Consider the following 16,141-nt stretch of genomic DNA (forward strand, 5'->3'; position numbering starts at 1 on the left):
AGAAAGAACGCCCGGCATGAACAGGATCGATCTTGACGGCCAACACGCCGTGATCACTGGAGGCGCGCAAGGCCTCGGCTTCGCGATGGCCAAACGTTTCGTCGCCTCCGGCGCGACGGTCACCTTATGGGACGTCGACGAGGCGCGCCTCGAAACGGCCAAGCGCGACCTTGGCAAGGCCGCCACGACGCTGGTCGTCGACATTGCGAATTGGGAGACGGTGGACGCCGCGCGGGCGAAAACCGAGGAGAGCGCCGGCAAAATCTCCATCCTGGTCAATTCTGCCGGCATTGCCGGTCCCGCCGCCCCGCTCGACAGCTACGACATAGAGACGTGGAAGAAGATCATCGACATCAACGTCAACGGCACCTTCTACGTCAACCGCGCCGTGGTGCCCGGGATGAAGGCGCGCAATTACGGGCGGATCGTCAACATCGCTTCCGTCGCTGGCAAGGAAGGCAATCCCAACGCCGCCGCCTATTCCGCTTCGAAGGCGGCGGTCATCGGCATGACCAAATCGCTCGGCAAGGAGCTCGCGCAGTATGACATTGCGGTCAACTGCATCTCGCCGGCCACCGCGCAGACCCGAATCCTCGAACAGCTCACGCCCGAGCACATCGAATACATGCGCTCGCGCATTCCACGCGGCCGTCTGCTGGAGGTCGACGAGGCCGCCGCCATGGTCGCTTGGCTCGTCTCAAAGGAAAACAGCTTCACCACCGCCTCGACCTTCGACCTGTCGGGCGGGCGCACGACCTATTAGTCGAATACCCGCGCGCCGCGAAGCGTCTGCGCCGCGGCGCGCCGGTACACCGGCACTTGCTGCCTCACGGAGATGCGGCCGCGTCGCCTGCGAAGACTCGAGCTGCCTGGATCTGGGGGCGCACCATCAGGTAGAACGCGACGACGTGCGTGATCATCAGCAGTGGGACATAGATTACGGGGATCGCGTATGCAGCGCCCAACTGCCCCGCCAGCTCAGGAAGACCGGCTTGGCTGCCGTGATAGTAGTCGACGGCGATATCGATCGTCCCCACGAGATTGAACGCGACGACGGACAACCAGAACAGCGGACGTATCCTCGTCGTCAAAAGCGCCAGCATGGCCAACACTCCGGTTGCGAAGTCGCCATAGGCGGCGAAGGTGGCGAAATCAGCCGGCAAATCGCGCCCGACGACGCCTGGAACGATGAAGACAAGCCCGAAGAAGCGGAAGCTGTGCAGCGTGGCGATGGCACGTTGCGCCTCGACCAGGTTGACGGATCTGAGCCGGGGCAAGACATACACGCCGACGCAGAGCAGCCAAGGCACGTAGCCTAGAGCGAGATGTAACAGGAAAATGGTTGCAGGCGACATATGGCCTCCCGAGAGATGCAAGGCGCAATTTACGCCCGCTTCCAGCGGTCGACTATTCGCGATAATGTTGACGGGGCATGAAGCAGAACTTCACAATCCGGAAAGGTGCGCTCGACGGCGTGGAGGCGTTCCTCGGCGTCGCGCAACACCGCAGCTTCCGAAAAGCGGCCGCGGAGCTCGGCGTCACGCCATCGGCGATCAGCCAGGCGGTGCGCGCGCTCGAGGTGCGCGTCGGTGCGGCGCTCTTCATGCGCACGACGCGCAGCGTCGGCCTGACCGAAGCCGGCGAACGGTTCCTTTCGCGCGCAAAGCCCGCTTTCGAGGAACTGGTCGCCGCAAGCGAAGTCGCACGTGAACTTGGGCAGCGGCCGACTGGGCTGTTGCGCCTCTCTGTGCCGCGCGCCGTGGTGCCGATCCTGCTGGAGCCGCTGGTGGCATCCTTTTGCCAGGCCTATCCCGAAGTAGAGGTGGAGATCGCCGCAAGCGGTGAACTGGTCGACCTGGCGGCCGAGGGGTTCGACGCCGGCATCCGGCTCGGCCAGTTCATCGCCGCCGACATGGTCGCGGTTCGGCTGACGCCGCCGTTCCCGCTCGTGGTCGTCGGCAGCCCTGGCTATCTGCGCCGGCAGAAGCGGCCGGAGCGCATCGACGATCTGCGCGGCCATGCCTGCCTGCGCATGCGCCGCTCCAACGGATCGATCGCGCCCTGGCCCTTCATCGACGGCAACAAGACGGTCGAGGCAATCGTCTCCGGGCCGCTGGTCGCGCATGATTACCCGACACTGCTTGGCGCGGCGATCCAAGGTGTCGGACTTGCACAGGTGCCCGGCCCTCTCACCGAAGCCCCGATTGCCGATGGCCGGTTGCAAGCGTTGCTCACGCCCTTCGCCGTCACGACGCCGGGCGTTTTTCTGTATTATCCCGACAGACGCCAGGTCCTGCCCAAGCTGCGCGCGTTCATAGAGCATGTTAAATATCGGGGAACGGACGCCGAAGGCGCGCGAACTTCCTGAGGCCACGCCCTCGATGACATGCTTGCCTGTTCGTGCCGCGCTATCTCTTTGTTTTTGTCGCAATTCCCAAGGGAAAGCGCTACGCGCTTTTCCCGGGAAAACCGTACACGCTTTTCCTGGAATTACTCTAATTGGCGCGAAGGGCCGCGATCATCGCGGCGGTAACCTCGGCGGTGCTCGCGGTGCCGCCGAGATCGGGGCTGAGATATTCCGCCCGGTCCGTGACAAGCTCGATCGCAACCATGAGGCGCCGCGCGGCGGCCTGCTCGCCGAGATGCTCAAGCATCAGGCTCGCCGTCCAGAACGATCCGAGCGGATTGGCGACGCCCTTGCCGGTAATGTCGAAGGCCGAACCGTGGATGGGTTCGAACATGGACGGCCGGCTGCGCGAGGGATCGATGTTCGACGTCGAGCCGATGCCGAGTGATCCACCCAGCGCGGCGGCCAGGTCGGAGAGGATGTCGGCATGCAGGTTGGTCGCCAAAACCGTGTCGATGCTGCCGGGCTTGTTGACCATGCGCTGGGTCATGGCGTCCACCAGCATCCAGTCGACGCTGAGACCGGGATAGTCGCGAAGCACGCCGCGCACGACTTCGTCCCACAGAACCATGCCGTGACGCTGCGCATTCGACTTGGTGACAACCGTCAGAAGCTTGCGGGGGCGCGACAGCGCAAGCTCGCAGGCGAAACGTGCGATGCGTTCTATCCCGGCGCGGGTAAAGACGGCGACATCCATGCCGACCTCGATAGGCAGTCCGCGATGGGCGCGACCACCGACGCCGGCATATTCGCCTTCGCTGTTTTCGCGCACGATCACCCAGTCAATCTGCTTGCCGAGATCGGGCCGCAACGGGCCGGTCAGCCCGGGCAAGAGGCGCGTCGGCCGCACGTTGGCGTATTGGTCGAACCCCTGGCAGATGGCCAGGCGCAGCCCCCAGAGGGTGACGTCGTCGGGAAGGTCCGGATCGCCGACCGAGCCGAAATAGATCGCATCGAAACCCTCCAATTGCCCGAGGCCGTCCTGCGGCATCATGCGGCCGTTGCGGCGGTAATAATCGGAACCCCAGTCGAAGCGCTTGAAGTCGAAGGCCAGACCCGGCTCGACAGCGGTCAGGGCTTCCAGCACCTTCACGCCGGCTTCGACGACCTCCGGCCCGATACCGTCACCGCCGATGACGGCGATCCTATGCGAGGACATTTTCAGTTTCCTTCTCGATGGCAGCGACGATGGCGCCGCGGTTGTGGCCAAGTCATTGCAGCAGCATGCGGGTGGATTCGATCATCGCATAGGGATTGACGATGCCCTTGCCGGCGATATCGGGCGCGGACCCGTGCGCCGCCTGCGCCGTGGCTATGTCGCCTTCGCCGATGCACAGACCCTACCGCTGATGATGCCCGGCGGTTCTTCAGCCTAGCCGAGCGGCATGCCACTTCAGGTGATCGTCCATGAAGGTCGAGATGAAGTTGTAGGAATGATCGTAGCCTTCCTGCATGCGCAAGGTGAGGTCGATGCCGGCCTTCTTGCAGGCTTCATCGAGCAGCCACGGACGGAGGCCTTCGTCAAGGAACCCATCGGCCGTGCCCTGGTCAACCAGGAACTCGCCAAAACGGCGGCCGTCCTCGATAAGCAGCGTGGCGTCATAGGCGCGCCAGTCCCTGTCGTCGGCGCCGAGATATTTCTCGAGCGCAGGCCGCGACCAGCCAGCAGTCGTTGGCTGAACGATCGGCGCGAAGGCCGAGCAACTCCTGAAGCGGTCGGGGTTCTTCAGCGCGATCGTCAACGCGCCGTGTCCGCCCATCGAATGCCCCGATATGCCCTGGCGCGCCATGTCGGCAGGGAAGTTCGCGGCGATCAATCCCGGCAGCTCGTCGAGGACGTAGGAATACATACGGTAGTTCCTGGCGTAAGGCTGCTGCGTCGCATCGACATAGAAACCGGCGCCGCAGCCGAACTGCCAATTATCCTTCTCGTCCGGCACATCGGCACCGCGCGGGCTGGTGTCGGGGCAGACCACGATGAGACCAAGCTCGGCCGCCAGGCGCCGGTACTCGCCCTTGTCCATGACATTGGCATGAGTGCAGGTGAGACCCGAAAGATACCACAGCACCGGCACCGGCCCATCCTTGGCCTGCGGCGGCACGAAGACGGCAAAGGTCATGTCGCAGGCGCAGACCTCTGAAGCGTGCGAATAAACACCCTGGACGCCGCCATGCGACTTGGACGTGGAAACGACTTTCATCAACTCTGCCTTTTCGTCATGACCTTTCCGTCCGACATAGCTGCCGGCCGCCGCACCCGCAACCTTCAGCCCTGCAAACAGCACCGGCGGCGTAACCGAGGTGCACCTTGGTCACGCCGCCGGTCGACGCCGGACTTTGGGAACACGCCGACCTGGCCGGGAGGCTGGAGGTAGCGAAAAGTCCGGGCATTTCTGTGGCCCGCCTTCTCAAGCCGACAGGGCTCCTGTCGGTCCAAGCGGGGATGTCCTCGTGCCCGCGGCGTGTGGCCGCCCTCAATAAACCACGACACTCCTGATCGACTTGCCCTCATGCATGAGGTCGAAACCCTTGTTGATGTCCTCGAGCTTGAGCGTGTGGGTGATCATCGGATCGATCTCGATCTTGCCGTCCATGTACCAGTCGACGATCCTGGGCACGTCGGTGCGGCCGCGCGCGCCGCCGAAGGCGGTGCCCATCCAGGTCCGCCCGGTGACCAGCTGGAAGGGCCGCGTCGAGATCTCCTGGCCGGCGCCCGCCACACCGATGACCACCGACTTGCCCCAGCCGCGATGCGAAGCCTCCAGCGCCTGGCGCATCACCTTGGTGTTGCCGGTGCAGTCGAACGTGTAGTCGGCGCCGCCGATCTGGTCGGCGCCGCGCTTGGTCATGTTGACGAGATGGGGAACGATGTCGCCGTCGATCTCCTTCGGATTGACGAAATGCGTCATGCCGAAGCGCTCGCCCCAGGCTCGTCTGTCGTTGTTGAGATCGACGCCGATGATCATGTCGGCGCCGGCAAGTTTCAGGCCCTGGATGACGTTGAGCCCGATGCCGCCGAGGCCGAAGACCACCGCGGTCGCGCCTTGCTCGACCTTGGCGGTGTTGATGACCGCGCCCACGCCGGTGGTCACCCCGCAGCCGATGTAGCAGATCTTGTCGAAGGGCGCGTCGGGATTGACTTTGGCCACGGCGATCTCCGGCAGCACCGTAAAGTTGGAGAAGGTCGAGCAGCCCATATAGTGAAACAGTTTTTCGCCCCCGATCGAGAAGCGCGAGGTGCCGTCCGGCATCAGGCCCTGGCCCTGCGTGGCGCGGATGGCGGTGCACAGATTGGTCTTGCGCGACAAACACGACGGGCACTGGCGGCATTCGGGCGTATAGAGCGGGATGACGTGGTCGCCCTTTTTGACCGAGGTGACGCCCTTGCCGACATCGACTACCACGCCGGCGCCCTCATGGCCGAGAATGGCCGGAAACAGGCCCTCGGGATCGGCGCCCGACAGCGTGAACTCGTCGGTGTGGCAGATGCCGGTCGCCTTGATCTCGACCAGCACCTCGCCCTCGCGCGGGCCGTCGAGGTCGACCTCCATGATCTCAAGCGGCTTTCCGGCAGCAACGGCAACAGCGGCGCGGGTTTTCATTTCTTTCTCCCAAACTTGCTTGCCGGAACGATCGATCGCCCGGCGTTGCGATAGAAATCATGCGGCCTTGGCCGGCCCCGCCGGGAACACGCCCGACATCACGGTAAAGCCTTTGATGCGTTTGACACGATCGCACCAACGCCGGATGGCGGGATAGTCCTGGCGCGTAATGCCGCCCTCCTCCGACAGCATGATGTAGGGAAAGCAGGCAATATCGGCGATGGTCGGATGATCGGCCGAGCAGATCCAGCCGCGGCCCTGCTGCTCGCCGAACCACAGATGCTCGTCGAGGATACGGAACAGCCGGTGCGCGCCGGCGCGTGCGGCATCGATGTCGAAATCGTAGAACAGCGCGTCGTGCAGGCGGGCGGCCGACGCCGTCGAAGTGATGCCGTCGGCGAAGGCCAGCCACTGGCTGATCTCGCCGAGCAGGGCCGGTCTGTTCCGGGGATACCATGTGCCCGACGGATCGTATTTCGACGCGAGGTAGACCAGGATCGCCTGGGCGTCGCGCAGGATCAGCCCTTCATCCTCGATGACCGGCAGCTGGCCAAGCGGATTGAGCTTCAGGAACCATTCCGACTTGTGTTCGCGGCCGGGGTAGAAGTCGACCGGCACTGTCTTGTAGTCGATGCCGAGAAAACTCATCAGCAGCCGCAGCTTGTAGCAATTGCCCGAAAGTTCGTAATCGTAAAGCGTGATCATCGGGAGTTCCTAAACGTCGAGCACGAGGCGTGCCGATTTGGCGCGCGAGACGCAGGTCATGATCCTGGTTCCGGCCTTGCGCTCGGCATCGTTGAGGTAGACGTCCTGATGGTCCGGCTCGCCTTCGATCACGGTGGCGACGCAGGTGCCGCATGCGCCCTGCTCGCAGGACGACGGAACATCGATGCCATTCTCGCGCATGACCTGCATGATCGTCTTGCCGGCCGGCACCTGCAGCGTGACGCAGGAGCGCGCCAGCGCTACTTCGAAGCTCGAACTGTCGTCGATCTTGTTGGTGTTCTTGAAATATTCGAAATGGATGGCGGTATCCGGCCAGCCCTGCTCGGCGGCGATCTTGCGCGCGGCTTCCAGCATCGGTCCGGGACCGCAGATATAGAGATGCATGCCGTCCCGGTAACCGGCGAGAATCCCTCGAAGCTCGGCGCCGGTCGCGTCCGGCGACAGCCCGAGATGCGGCTTCAGCGCATCGCCGAGATGCTTCAGCCGATCGGCGAAAGCGAGGTGTTCCTGCCCTTGCGCAAAATAGTGCAGTTCGTGCGCCAGTTCCTGGTTCTTCAGCGCCTGCGCCATTGCGAGCAGCGGCGTGATGCCGATGCCGCCGGCGACGAACAGCGTCTTGATCGCGTCACGGCGCAGCGGGAAATTGTTACGCGGCTCGGAAATCGCCAGCACGTCCCCCTCGCGCACAGTCTCGTGCATGCATTTCGAACCGCCCTTGGAATCGCGCTCCAGCTTGACGCCGATGATGAAGCTGTCGGTTTCACCAGGGCCGTTGGTGATCGAATACTGCCTGATCTCGCTATTGGGCATATAGACGTCGATATGGGCTCCAGGCTGGAACGTCGGCAGGATGCCCTTGATCGGGCGGAGCTCGAAACCGGCAACGCCGTCGGCCGCCTGCCATTTCCTGGCCACGCTGACGCGCAGCGCCGCCTTGCGGCCATGCGCGGTCACTTCGGGCATTTCGGCGAGTTCGGCCGACACCCTTTCGTAGACCGGCTCGATCGGTGCGGGCGCCGGTGCGTTCGCGACGTCGCGCTCGACCTTGTCGCGCAGCTTGGAAAGCCGCTCATTGTGGTGGCGCAGGATGGCGATGCGGGTGGCCCCTTCGGCCTCCTGATCGAGCACGCCACGGATCACCGAACGGTTTGAATCAACCGGCTGCACGAAGAACACGCCGCGCGTCTCGGCACCACCATCGTGCGAGTGCAGCGCCACGGCAAAATCCCGCGCGGCCTCGATGATGGTTTCCGCGCCCTCGCCTTCGATCGCTGCGTTGGGCTGAAAGCGATAGGCCTTCAGCCTTTCGACGACCTTGTCGGCCGGCGCGTTGACCGCGATGCCGCGCAAGGCGAGCAGCTTGCCTTCGGTCAGCGCGGCAACATCCGGCACCTCGCCACGAGGCTCCTCGGACGACCAGACAAGACCGTAGCGCTCGACCGCCGGGAAGGTGCGGTTGGTGATGGTGCGGGCCGGCGCGTCGGCAGGATGCGCGGGAATGTAGGTGCAGCCGGCGGTGCGGTTCGAATAACGCCAGCCGTGATACTGGCACTTCAGCTCGCGCCCGTCATTGATGCCTATCGACAGCCTGACGCCGCGATGCAGGCAGCGGTTTTCCCAGATGTTGACGTAGCCGTCATCGGCACGCCAGACGGCGAATTCCCGGCCGAGCAATTGACCATGGAAAACGTGGCGGTACGGCAAATCATGGGAAGCGGCGATCGGATGCCACTGGCTTCTGGCTTCTTCCAACATCAATCGTCTCCAAGAATCTCGTCAGGCCGCAACCGGAATGACACCGTAGGTCACGCCCTTCTGGCTGAGCCAGCGCCGGTAGGCGATGGCCGACTTATCGGCCCGGATGGGCGTTTCGGCGCGCGGATCGAGCGGCAGGCGTTTGGGCACCTGGTTTTCCAGGATCGGCTTGTCCTGGCCGAAGATCGTCTGCTGGAAGCGCTTGATCACCTTGTCTTCATTGTCTTCGTCGAGCACGCAAAGCAGCATGTGGGCGCGCACATGCTCCTGGTCGACCGGCTGCAGGAAGATGGCGATGACGTCGCGCCGTGCCTCGTCGACCGGGCTCGATTTATAGAGCACGGAGCAATAGGGGTGCGGCACGCGATAGACATAGTCCACGTCGGCGCCGCCACCGGAAGCGGTCGAAGCCATCGGCTGGAAGAAGCGGCAGCGCGTGGCCAGGATCTCGTCACGGTCGAGGGATATCTCGACGTCGTATTCCTTGACTTCGGTATGCGGCTCGACGCCGAGTATGTCGGTATGCACATAGGGAAAGTGGCCCATGTCGAGAAAGTTCTCGATGGCGCGCGGTGCCGAGACGTTGACGCCAAACGTGGCCGCGTTGAGCTTGCGGCGGTCCGGCTCTTCATATTCCGGGATCGGGAACAGCTCGGCCGGTGGCGAGCCGAGCGAAGTCCAGACATAGCCGTAGGCGCTTCTTGCCGGCAGTCTGTCGGCGCCTGGAACACGATCCACCCGTTCTACATCGGGACGTGAGCGCCAGACGACGGGCTCACCATCCATATCGACCGCAAAACTGAGGCGCTCCTCGAGCAGAACGGTGTCCTGGACAGCGCCGGGAATGGTCTCGGTGATCGCCCCTACGGGATGCCAGAGATTGAGGATCACAGGATCCGAGCATTTTGTCATCGTTTTATCCTCTGGAAGCCCTCAGACGTCATCAGGCTTGTGCCCGTATCGCGCCATAGGTGACGGCCCGATCACGCAACCAGCGCCGGTAGGAAACCGACACGGCATCGGCACGGATCGGGGTCTCGGCACGTGGATCGAGCGGCAGGCGCTTGGGTACCTGGTTCTCCAGGATCGGTTTGTCCTGGGCGAAGATCAATTGCATGAAGCTGCGCACCGTTGCCGCCTCCATGCCTTCCTTAAGATAGCAGAGGTAAGGATGCGCGATGCAGTTTTCCTCGTCCACCGGCTGCACGAACAGGGTAATGACGTCGAGCCGGTCCTTCTGGATCGGGTTGCTCTTGTAGAGAGCCACCGTGTAGGGCCGAATCACCCTGTAGATGTAGTCGACGACAAAGCCTTCCTTGGCGGTCGGCGAAGCCACCGGCTGATAGAATTTGCATTCGGTCGCCAGCACCTCGTCCTGCGCTGTGATCTCAACCTTGTAGGGCGCGACCTCGGTATGCGGCTCCTCGCCGAGCCAGCCGGCATGAATGAAGGGGAAATGCCCCATATCGAGAAAATTCTCGACCGCGCGGAGGCCCGACACCTTGACCGCGATCGAACCGCCGCTGACCAGATGCCGGTCTGCCTCATTGGCCTCAGGGATATAGATGATGTCGCGCCAGGGCTTGTCCAGGCAGGTCCAGATGAAGCCATAACGCTGGGCGCTTTTCAGCGTGGCGCCCGTATCGCTGCGAACGACTTCGATCTTGTTTGAACACTTGTAAACGGAGAGAGCGACCCCAAGCAGGCATGTGGCAAACCGCGTATCCTGGCTTAGCGATTCCTGATCCGCGACGATGTGCCAGTCGTTCAAAAGCTCGCGGTCAACGCAACGGGTTGCCATCGGCTTCCCTCCCAACTCGGCTAGCCCTTCACCATGAACCTAGCCCGACGTTTCGGGATGACGAAACCACAAGATTGGATACCAATCAACATTTTTTTGTCGTCCAAAATCCTTTTTTGTGTTGACAGATTATGATGATTGAATTCCGATATGAGAAAGCTGAACTTGGGATATGTCGTGTCCTGACAAGGCATGTCGCCATCACGAAAGCCCGCTGATCATGACGTCGAAATGGCGGAGAACCATGCCTTGAGCAGCCGTTCCCAGACCATCGCGGATACGCTGACCCGCGCCATCATCGACCATCGCCTCGTGCCCGGCTGCAAGCTCGGCGAACGCGAACTCTCCGAAATATTCAACGTGAGCCGCATCGTGGTGCGCCAGGCCCTGATCCGGCTCGCCGATGACGGGCTGGCCCAGATCGAACGCAACCGCGGTGCCTTCGTCGCCAAGCCGAGCATGCAGGAGGCGATGGAGATCTACGACGCGTTGACGCTCGTCGAACAGGGCGTCGCAGCACAGCTCAGCGATCGCCTCGGGCCGGCCGGCTGGGCTGAGCTGCGCCAGCATGTCGAGCGCCAGCGCCAAGCTGTTGCGGCGGGCAACGATGCGCTGGCCGACGTGCTTGGCCAAGAGTTCCATACCGTATTCGTACGCCTCAGCCGCAACAAGGTCATGCAGGAAATCCACGCGCAGCTGGTGCGCCGCACGACGCTGCTGCGCTCCCTCATTTCAGCCGATTTCGACTATTGCAATCTGCTGGACGACCACTCGCGGGTCGTCGACCTGCTGGAGAAGGGCCGGCTGAAACCGGCCATGGACCTGATCGACACCCACCACCGCGCGGTGGTGCGCGGCTACATCATGGATCGCGCAGTGTTTCCAGAGATGACGCCTGCCGAAGCGCTAGCGCCCTATCTCGACGGCAAGGCCGACGGCGCGACTGTGCCGCTGCGAAGATTGTCGAATGCATCCGGCGGCGGCGACGCGGCAACGCATCTCCACCTCCATATCCCCAGAACAGACCGGGCACCGACAAGCCGGGCATCAACAAAAAAGACCAACAGAGGGCTACCATCATGAAGAAACTGACGAGACGTGAATTCCTGAAACACAGCGGCGCGGCCGGCGCGGCTCTTGGCGCGGGAGCGCTGAGCACCATCGCACAGGCGCAGGAGGTGCTGAAGATCGGTGCCGTCTACGTCTCGCCGGTCGCCGAGATCGGCTGGACCAAGCAGCACAGCCTCGGCGTCGAGGCCATCAAGGCCGAATTCGGCGACAAGGTCGAGCTCACCGTCATCGACAACATCTTCATGCCGCAGGACGCCGAGCGTGTCTTCCGCGAACTGGCCAGCGCCGGCAACAGGCTGATCTTCGGCACAAGCTTTTCGCATGGAACGCCGATGCAGAAGGTGGCGCCGCGCTTTCCCAAGGTGGCGTTCGAACACTGCTCAGGCATCGTCCACCTAGCCAATCTGGGAACCTTCGAAGCGAAATATTACGAAGGCACCTTCGTCGCCGGCGCGGCGGGCGGCTACATGTCCAAATCGGGCAAGATCGGTTTCATCGGCGGCTTTCCGATCCCCGACATCGTCGGTCCGGCAAATGCGCTGCTGCTTGGCGCGCAGAGCGTCAATCCAAACGCGACCTGCAACACCATCTTCCTGAATTCCTGGTTCGACCCGGGCAAGGAGAAGGAGGCGGCCAAGACGCTGATCTCTCAAGGCTGCGACGTGGTCTGCTCGATGACGGACACCGCGACCGGCGTACAGGTCGCCGGCGAAGGTGGCGCCTGGTCGATCGGCTATGCCAGCGACATGTCGAAATTCGCCTCGGGCAAGCAGCTGACCTCTTTCGTTCTCGATTGGACCAGCGACTATGTCGGCGCAGCCAAGGCCGTGGCCGCCGGTACCTGGAAGCCGGAAGTCCGCTGGGACGGATTGGCGGCCGGGGTGGTGAAAATGGCCCCCTACAATGAGGGTATCCCCGCCGATGCGCGCGCCAAGCTCAAGCAGCTCGAGGCCGACATCGGCAGCGGCAAGCTTCATCCCTACGCCGGGGAGCTGAAGGATCAGGACGGCAACGTCAAGGTTGCCGCCGGTTCGGTTCTGGCCGATGACGACATTCGCGGCATGAACTGGTTCGTGAAGGGGATGATCGGCAGGCTGAGCTGATCGCCGTAAAAGTGCCGGGAGACGCCCAAGTCCATATCTTCGGCGTCTCCTTGCCTGGTTCCCGTCCAACCTCGCTTCACGCCACGGCAGGACCCGCCATGCATCCGCGACTAGAACTGCGCAACATCTGCAAGCGCTATCCCGGCGTCGTCGCCAATGACGATGTGTCGCTGTCGATTCAACCCGGCGAGATCCATGCCGTGCTGGGCGAAAACGGCGCCGGCAAATCCACCCTGATGAAAATCATCTATGGGGCGACGCAAGCCGATTCCGGCGAGATCTTTTGCGACGGCAATCCGATCGCCACGCACACCCCGGCGATGTCGCGCGCACTCGGCATCGAAATGGTCTATCAGCATTTCGCGCTGTTCGAATCCGTTTCGGTGGTCGAGAACATAGCGCTCTCGGCAAGCAGCGCATACGACCTGCCTTCGCTCGCCGACAAGATCCGCGATCTGTCGCGCCGCTACGGCATGCCCATCGACCCGCATCGCCAGGTGCACGACCTGTCGGTCGGCGAGCGCCAGCGCGTCGAGATCGTGCGCTGCCTGCTGCAGGCGCCGAAACTGCTGATCCTCGACGAGCCGACCTCGGTACTGACGCCGCAGGCGGTGGTGAAGCTGTTCGAGACGCTCCGCCAACTTGCCGCCGAGGGCTGCAGCATCGTCTATATCAGCCACAAGCTCGACGAGGTCCAGGAGCTCTGCGACACCGCCACCGTGCTGCGCAACGGCAAGGTCACCGGTACCGCGCGTCCGAAGGAGACGACGTCGCTGGAGCTTGCCCGCATGATGGTGGGTTCGAAGCTGCCTGAAATGCATGTCGGCCCGCCGACGCCAAGCGACAGACCGGTGCTCGAGGTCAACAGACTTACGGTGAAGTCCCGGGATCATTTCGGCGTCGACCTGAAGGACATTTCTTTCAAGGTGCATGGCGGCGAGATTGTCGGCCTGGCCGGGGTTTCCGGCAATGGCCAGGCCGAGCTGATCGCCTTGCTCAGCGGCGAGCGCACGCATGAGCGCAGCGACGCCATCCGGATTTGCGGAACCGGCGCAGCCCGCCTTCGCCCGCACGAGCGCCGCAAGCTCGGCGTCGCCTTCGTTCCCGAAGAGCGGCTCGGGCGCGGCGCCGTGCCCTCGCACACGCTGTGGGAGAATGCGGTGCTGACCGCGCACCGCTTCGGCACGGTGCGCAACGGGCTGGTCGACCGGCGCCGGGCCAAGGCGTTCGCCGCCGGCATAATCGATAGGTTCAAGGTCAAGGCCAACGGGCCGCAGGCGACGGCGCAAAGCCTGTCCGGCGGCAATCTGCAGAAATTCATCGTCGGGCGTGAGATCGCGCTCCAGCCGAAGCTCCTCCTGGTGTCTCAGCCGACCTGGGGGGTTGACGTCGGCGCGAGCGCCTTCATCCGGCAGACCATCGTCGATCTCAGCCGCGCCGGCGCGGCGGTGCTCGTCGTCTCCGAGGAACTCGACGAGTTGTTCGAGATCTGCGACCGGCTGCTGGTCATTTGCCAAGGGAAGGTTTCCCCACCGCTGGCGCGCAAGACGACCGATCGCGAGGAGATCGGACTTCTGATGACGGGCCGCGGCATGAGCGACGGCGCATTGGCCAATGGGGGTGGCAACAATGCGCTTCAGGATTGAACAAAGGCCGGAGCCCTCCTCGCTGATGCGCGTTGCCGCGCCGGCACTGGCGACCCTGTTGACTGTCGTCGTCGGATCGATTTTCTTCGCCTCCCTCGGACATGATCCGCTGGCGACCCTCCATGCCTTCTTCATCGAGCCGCTCTCTTCCATGAACGGCCTGTCCGAATGGCTGCTCAAGGCCTCGCCGCTGATCCTCATTGCTTGCGGGCTGGCGGTCGGCTTCCGCGCCAATGTCTGGAATATCGGCGCCGAGGGCCAGTTCACCATGGGGGCAATCGCGGCCAGCGGCGTGGGGCTTTTCTGGCCGAACCCCGAAAGCGTGCTGCTGTTGCCGCTGATGTTCATCGCCGGCATGGGCGCCGGCATGGCCTGGGCGGCAATCCCCGCCTTTCTGCGCGCCCGCATGAACACCAACGAGATCCTCGTCACGCTGATGATGACCTATATCGCGACGCTGTTCCTGTCCTATCTCGTGCACGGACCGTGGCGCGATCCGGCCGGCTTCAACTATCCGCAGACGGCACTTCTGCCGACGGCGGCCCTGTTCGAATCCTTTGACCCCGCCTATCGCCTCAACCCGTCGATCTTCATCACGGTCGTCGCCGTGCTCCTGATGTGGCTGTTCACCGACCGCAGCTTCCTCGGCTACAAGATGTCGGTGAGCGGGGCTGCACCGCTTGCCGCCCGTTATGCCGGCTTTCGCGAATCGGCTGCGGTCTGGATCGGACTGCTGGCGGGAGGTGCCGCGGCCGGCATCGCCGGCATGGCGGAAGCCGCCGGGCCGCTCGGGCAGCTCTCGCCTCAGATTTCGCCAGGCTACGGCTTCGCGGCCATCATCGTTGCCTTCGTCGGACGGCTGAACGCCTTCGGTATCGTGCTTGGCGGGCTGTTGATGTCGCTGCTTTTCCTCGGCGGCGAAGGTGTGCAGATGACGCTCGGCCTGCCTTCGGCCCTGACGCGGATCTTCCAGGGCATCCTGCTGTTCTTCCTGCTCGCCGCCGACTTCTTCATCTTCTATCGCGTTCGACTGGTGCGACCCGTCCGGGACACGCATGCGCTGGAGACGGCACGATGAGCGGATTTCGGATCGTGCGGGAGACAGCCTGATGGATCTATTCATCGCCATCTTCACCGGCACCGTCATTGCCGCCACACCGCTGATATTCGCCGCGCTCGGCGAGCTCGTGGTGGAGAAGTCGGGTGTCCTCAATCTCGGAATCGAAGGCATGATGCTGATGGGCGCCGCATTGGCATTCTGGGCCGTCACCGCGGGCTATCCGATGCCTGTGGCGATCCTGGCCGGCGCGTTGGCGGGTGCGGCCGCCTCGCTGCTGTTCGGCGTTCTGGCGCTGACGTTCCTGACCAACCAATATGCAGCCGGCCTGGCGCTGGCGATCTTCGGTTCGGGCGTCTCCGCCTTCCTCGGGCGCGGCTTCGGCAGCGAGCCGATCGAGGCACTGCGCCGCCTCGACATCCCCGTTCTGTCCGATCTGCCGCTGATCGGTCCGCTACTGTTCCGCTTCGATCCGATGGTCTATCTGGCCCTGCTGATGTTCGTCGCCATCAGTTGGTTTCTCTACCGCACGAAAGCTGGCCTGGTGCTGCGCACGATCGGCGAGTCGCCGCAGACGTCGCATGCGATCGGCTATCCCGTGATCAGGATCCGCTACATGGCCGTGCTGTTCGGCGGGCTGATGGCAGGCCTGGCAGGCGCCTATTTGTCGGTCGCCTACACGCCGCTCTGGGTCGAGAACATGACTGCCGGCAAGGGTTGGATCGCGCTTGCGCTGGTGGTCTTCGCCACCTGGCGGCCGCTGCGCATCCTGCTTGGCGCGTGGCTGTTCGGCGGGATGACGATCCTTCAGTTGCAAGGTCAGGCGCTGGGGCTGGACGTGCCATCCGAACTGCTCTCGGCCCTGCCTTATCTCGCCACCATCATCGTTCTGGTGCTGATCTCACGAAACCGCCAGATGCTGGCCCTGCACTTCCCGGCCTCGCTGGCAAAACCCTTTCGCCCGACGAGTTGA

15 protein-coding genes and 1 pseudogene are annotated in these 16,141 nt (G+C 63.4%); 7 read left to right on the plus strand and 9 right to left on the minus strand.

Translation table 11 applies throughout. From position 1 onward, the window contains the following. Positions 1-16 precede the first annotated feature (16 nt). The gene (locus FJ953_RS07310; protein ID WP_140525098.1) at positions 17-763 is read left to right on the plus strand and encodes an SDR family NAD(P)-dependent oxidoreductase; all 747 of its coding nucleotides are present in this window, start codon (positions 17-19) and stop codon (positions 761-763) included. A gap of 64 nt (positions 764-827) precedes the next feature. Here FJ953_RS07310 and FJ953_RS07315 read toward each other — a convergent pair whose 3' ends face one another. Next, positions 828-1,355, minus strand: a complete 528-nt coding sequence (locus tag FJ953_RS07315; protein WP_140514462.1) for a hypothetical protein — start codon at positions 1,353-1,355, stop codon at positions 828-830. A gap of 77 nt (positions 1,356-1,432) precedes the next feature. Here FJ953_RS07315 and FJ953_RS07320 point away from each other — a divergent pair, with 77 nt between their 5' ends. Then, a complete protein-coding gene (locus FJ953_RS07320; protein WP_140623758.1) occupies positions 1,433-2,368 on the plus strand; it encodes a LysR family transcriptional regulator in 936 nt (311 codons plus the stop codon). A 127-nt stretch (positions 2,369-2,495) separates the two neighbouring features. On the opposite strand, the gene FJ953_RS07325 is transcribed toward FJ953_RS07320, so the two are convergent. The 8 genes and pseudogenes from FJ953_RS07325 to FJ953_RS07360 all read right to left on the minus strand — a co-directional run bounded on the left by FJ953_RS07325 (position 2,496) and on the right by FJ953_RS07360 (position 10,291). Then, on the minus strand, positions 2,496-3,566 hold the full coding sequence (locus FJ953_RS07325) for a tartrate dehydrogenase (RefSeq protein WP_140525099.1): 1,071 nt from the start codon (positions 3,564-3,566) through the stop codon (positions 2,496-2,498). A 55-nt stretch (positions 3,567-3,621) separates the two neighbouring features. Beyond that, positions 3,622-3,747 (minus strand): annotated as a pseudogene (locus tag FJ953_RS07330) (isocitrate/isopropylmalate family dehydrogenase); the annotation flags it as partial. A gap of 27 nt (positions 3,748-3,774) precedes the next feature. Further along, the gene (gene fghA, locus FJ953_RS07335; protein WP_140497531.1) at positions 3,775-4,608 is read right to left on the minus strand and encodes an S-formylglutathione hydrolase; all 834 of its coding nucleotides are present in this window, start codon (positions 4,606-4,608) and stop codon (positions 3,775-3,777) included. Positions 4,609-4,881: 273 nt separating this feature from the next. Next, complete coding sequence (locus tag FJ953_RS07340) at positions 4,882-6,009, minus strand: S-(hydroxymethyl)glutathione dehydrogenase/class III alcohol dehydrogenase (protein ID WP_140497529.1); 1,128 nt, start codon at positions 6,007-6,009, stop codon at positions 4,882-4,884. A 57-nt stretch (positions 6,010-6,066) separates the two neighbouring features. After that, positions 6,067-6,714, minus strand: a complete 648-nt coding sequence (locus tag FJ953_RS07345; protein ID WP_140497527.1) for a glutathione S-transferase — start codon at positions 6,712-6,714, stop codon at positions 6,067-6,069. A 9-nt stretch (positions 6,715-6,723) separates the two neighbouring features. Then, the gene (locus FJ953_RS07350; protein ID WP_140623760.1) at positions 6,724-8,490 is read right to left on the minus strand and encodes a Rieske 2Fe-2S domain-containing protein; all 1,767 of its coding nucleotides are present in this window, start codon (positions 8,488-8,490) and stop codon (positions 6,724-6,726) included. 21 nt (positions 8,491-8,511) lie between these two features. Next, a complete protein-coding gene (locus tag FJ953_RS07355; protein WP_140623762.1) occupies positions 8,512-9,402 on the minus strand; it encodes an aromatic ring-hydroxylating dioxygenase subunit alpha in 891 nt (296 codons plus the stop codon). Positions 9,403-9,433: 31 nt separating this feature from the next. Then, positions 9,434-10,291, minus strand: a complete 858-nt coding sequence (locus tag FJ953_RS07360; RefSeq protein WP_140623764.1) for an aromatic ring-hydroxylating dioxygenase subunit alpha — start codon at positions 10,289-10,291, stop codon at positions 9,434-9,436. A gap of 249 nt (positions 10,292-10,540) precedes the next feature. Here FJ953_RS07360 and FJ953_RS07365 point away from each other — a divergent pair, with 249 nt between their 5' ends. From FJ953_RS07365 to FJ953_RS07385, 5 genes are all read left to right on the plus strand, one after another. Continuing rightward, the gene (locus tag FJ953_RS07365) at positions 10,541-11,374 is read left to right on the plus strand and encodes a GntR family transcriptional regulator (RefSeq protein ID WP_140497518.1); all 834 of its coding nucleotides are present in this window, start codon (positions 10,541-10,543) and stop codon (positions 11,372-11,374) included. Beyond that, positions 11,371-12,465, plus strand: a complete 1,095-nt coding sequence (locus FJ953_RS07370) for a BMP family ABC transporter substrate-binding protein (RefSeq protein ID WP_140555643.1) — start codon at positions 11,371-11,373, stop codon at positions 12,463-12,465. The genes FJ953_RS07365 and FJ953_RS07370 overlap by 4 nt, the downstream gene beginning before the upstream one ends. Before the next feature lie 98 nt (positions 12,466-12,563). Then, complete coding sequence (locus FJ953_RS07375; protein ID WP_140623765.1) at positions 12,564-14,111, plus strand: ABC transporter ATP-binding protein; 1,548 nt, start codon at positions 12,564-12,566, stop codon at positions 14,109-14,111. After that, complete coding sequence (locus FJ953_RS07380; protein ID WP_140561639.1) at positions 14,095-15,189, plus strand: ABC transporter permease; 1,095 nt, start codon at positions 14,095-14,097, stop codon at positions 15,187-15,189. The genes FJ953_RS07375 and FJ953_RS07380 overlap by 17 nt, the downstream gene beginning before the upstream one ends. A 31-nt stretch (positions 15,190-15,220) precedes the next feature. Then, the gene (locus tag FJ953_RS07385) at positions 15,221-16,141 is read left to right on the plus strand and encodes an ABC transporter permease (RefSeq protein WP_140515241.1); all 921 of its coding nucleotides are present in this window, start codon (positions 15,221-15,223) and stop codon (positions 16,139-16,141) included.

The sequence above is a fragment of the Mesorhizobium sp. B2-3-6 genome (assembly GCF_006442305.1).
Taxonomy (GTDB): Bacteria; Pseudomonadota; Alphaproteobacteria; order Rhizobiales; family Rhizobiaceae; genus Mesorhizobium.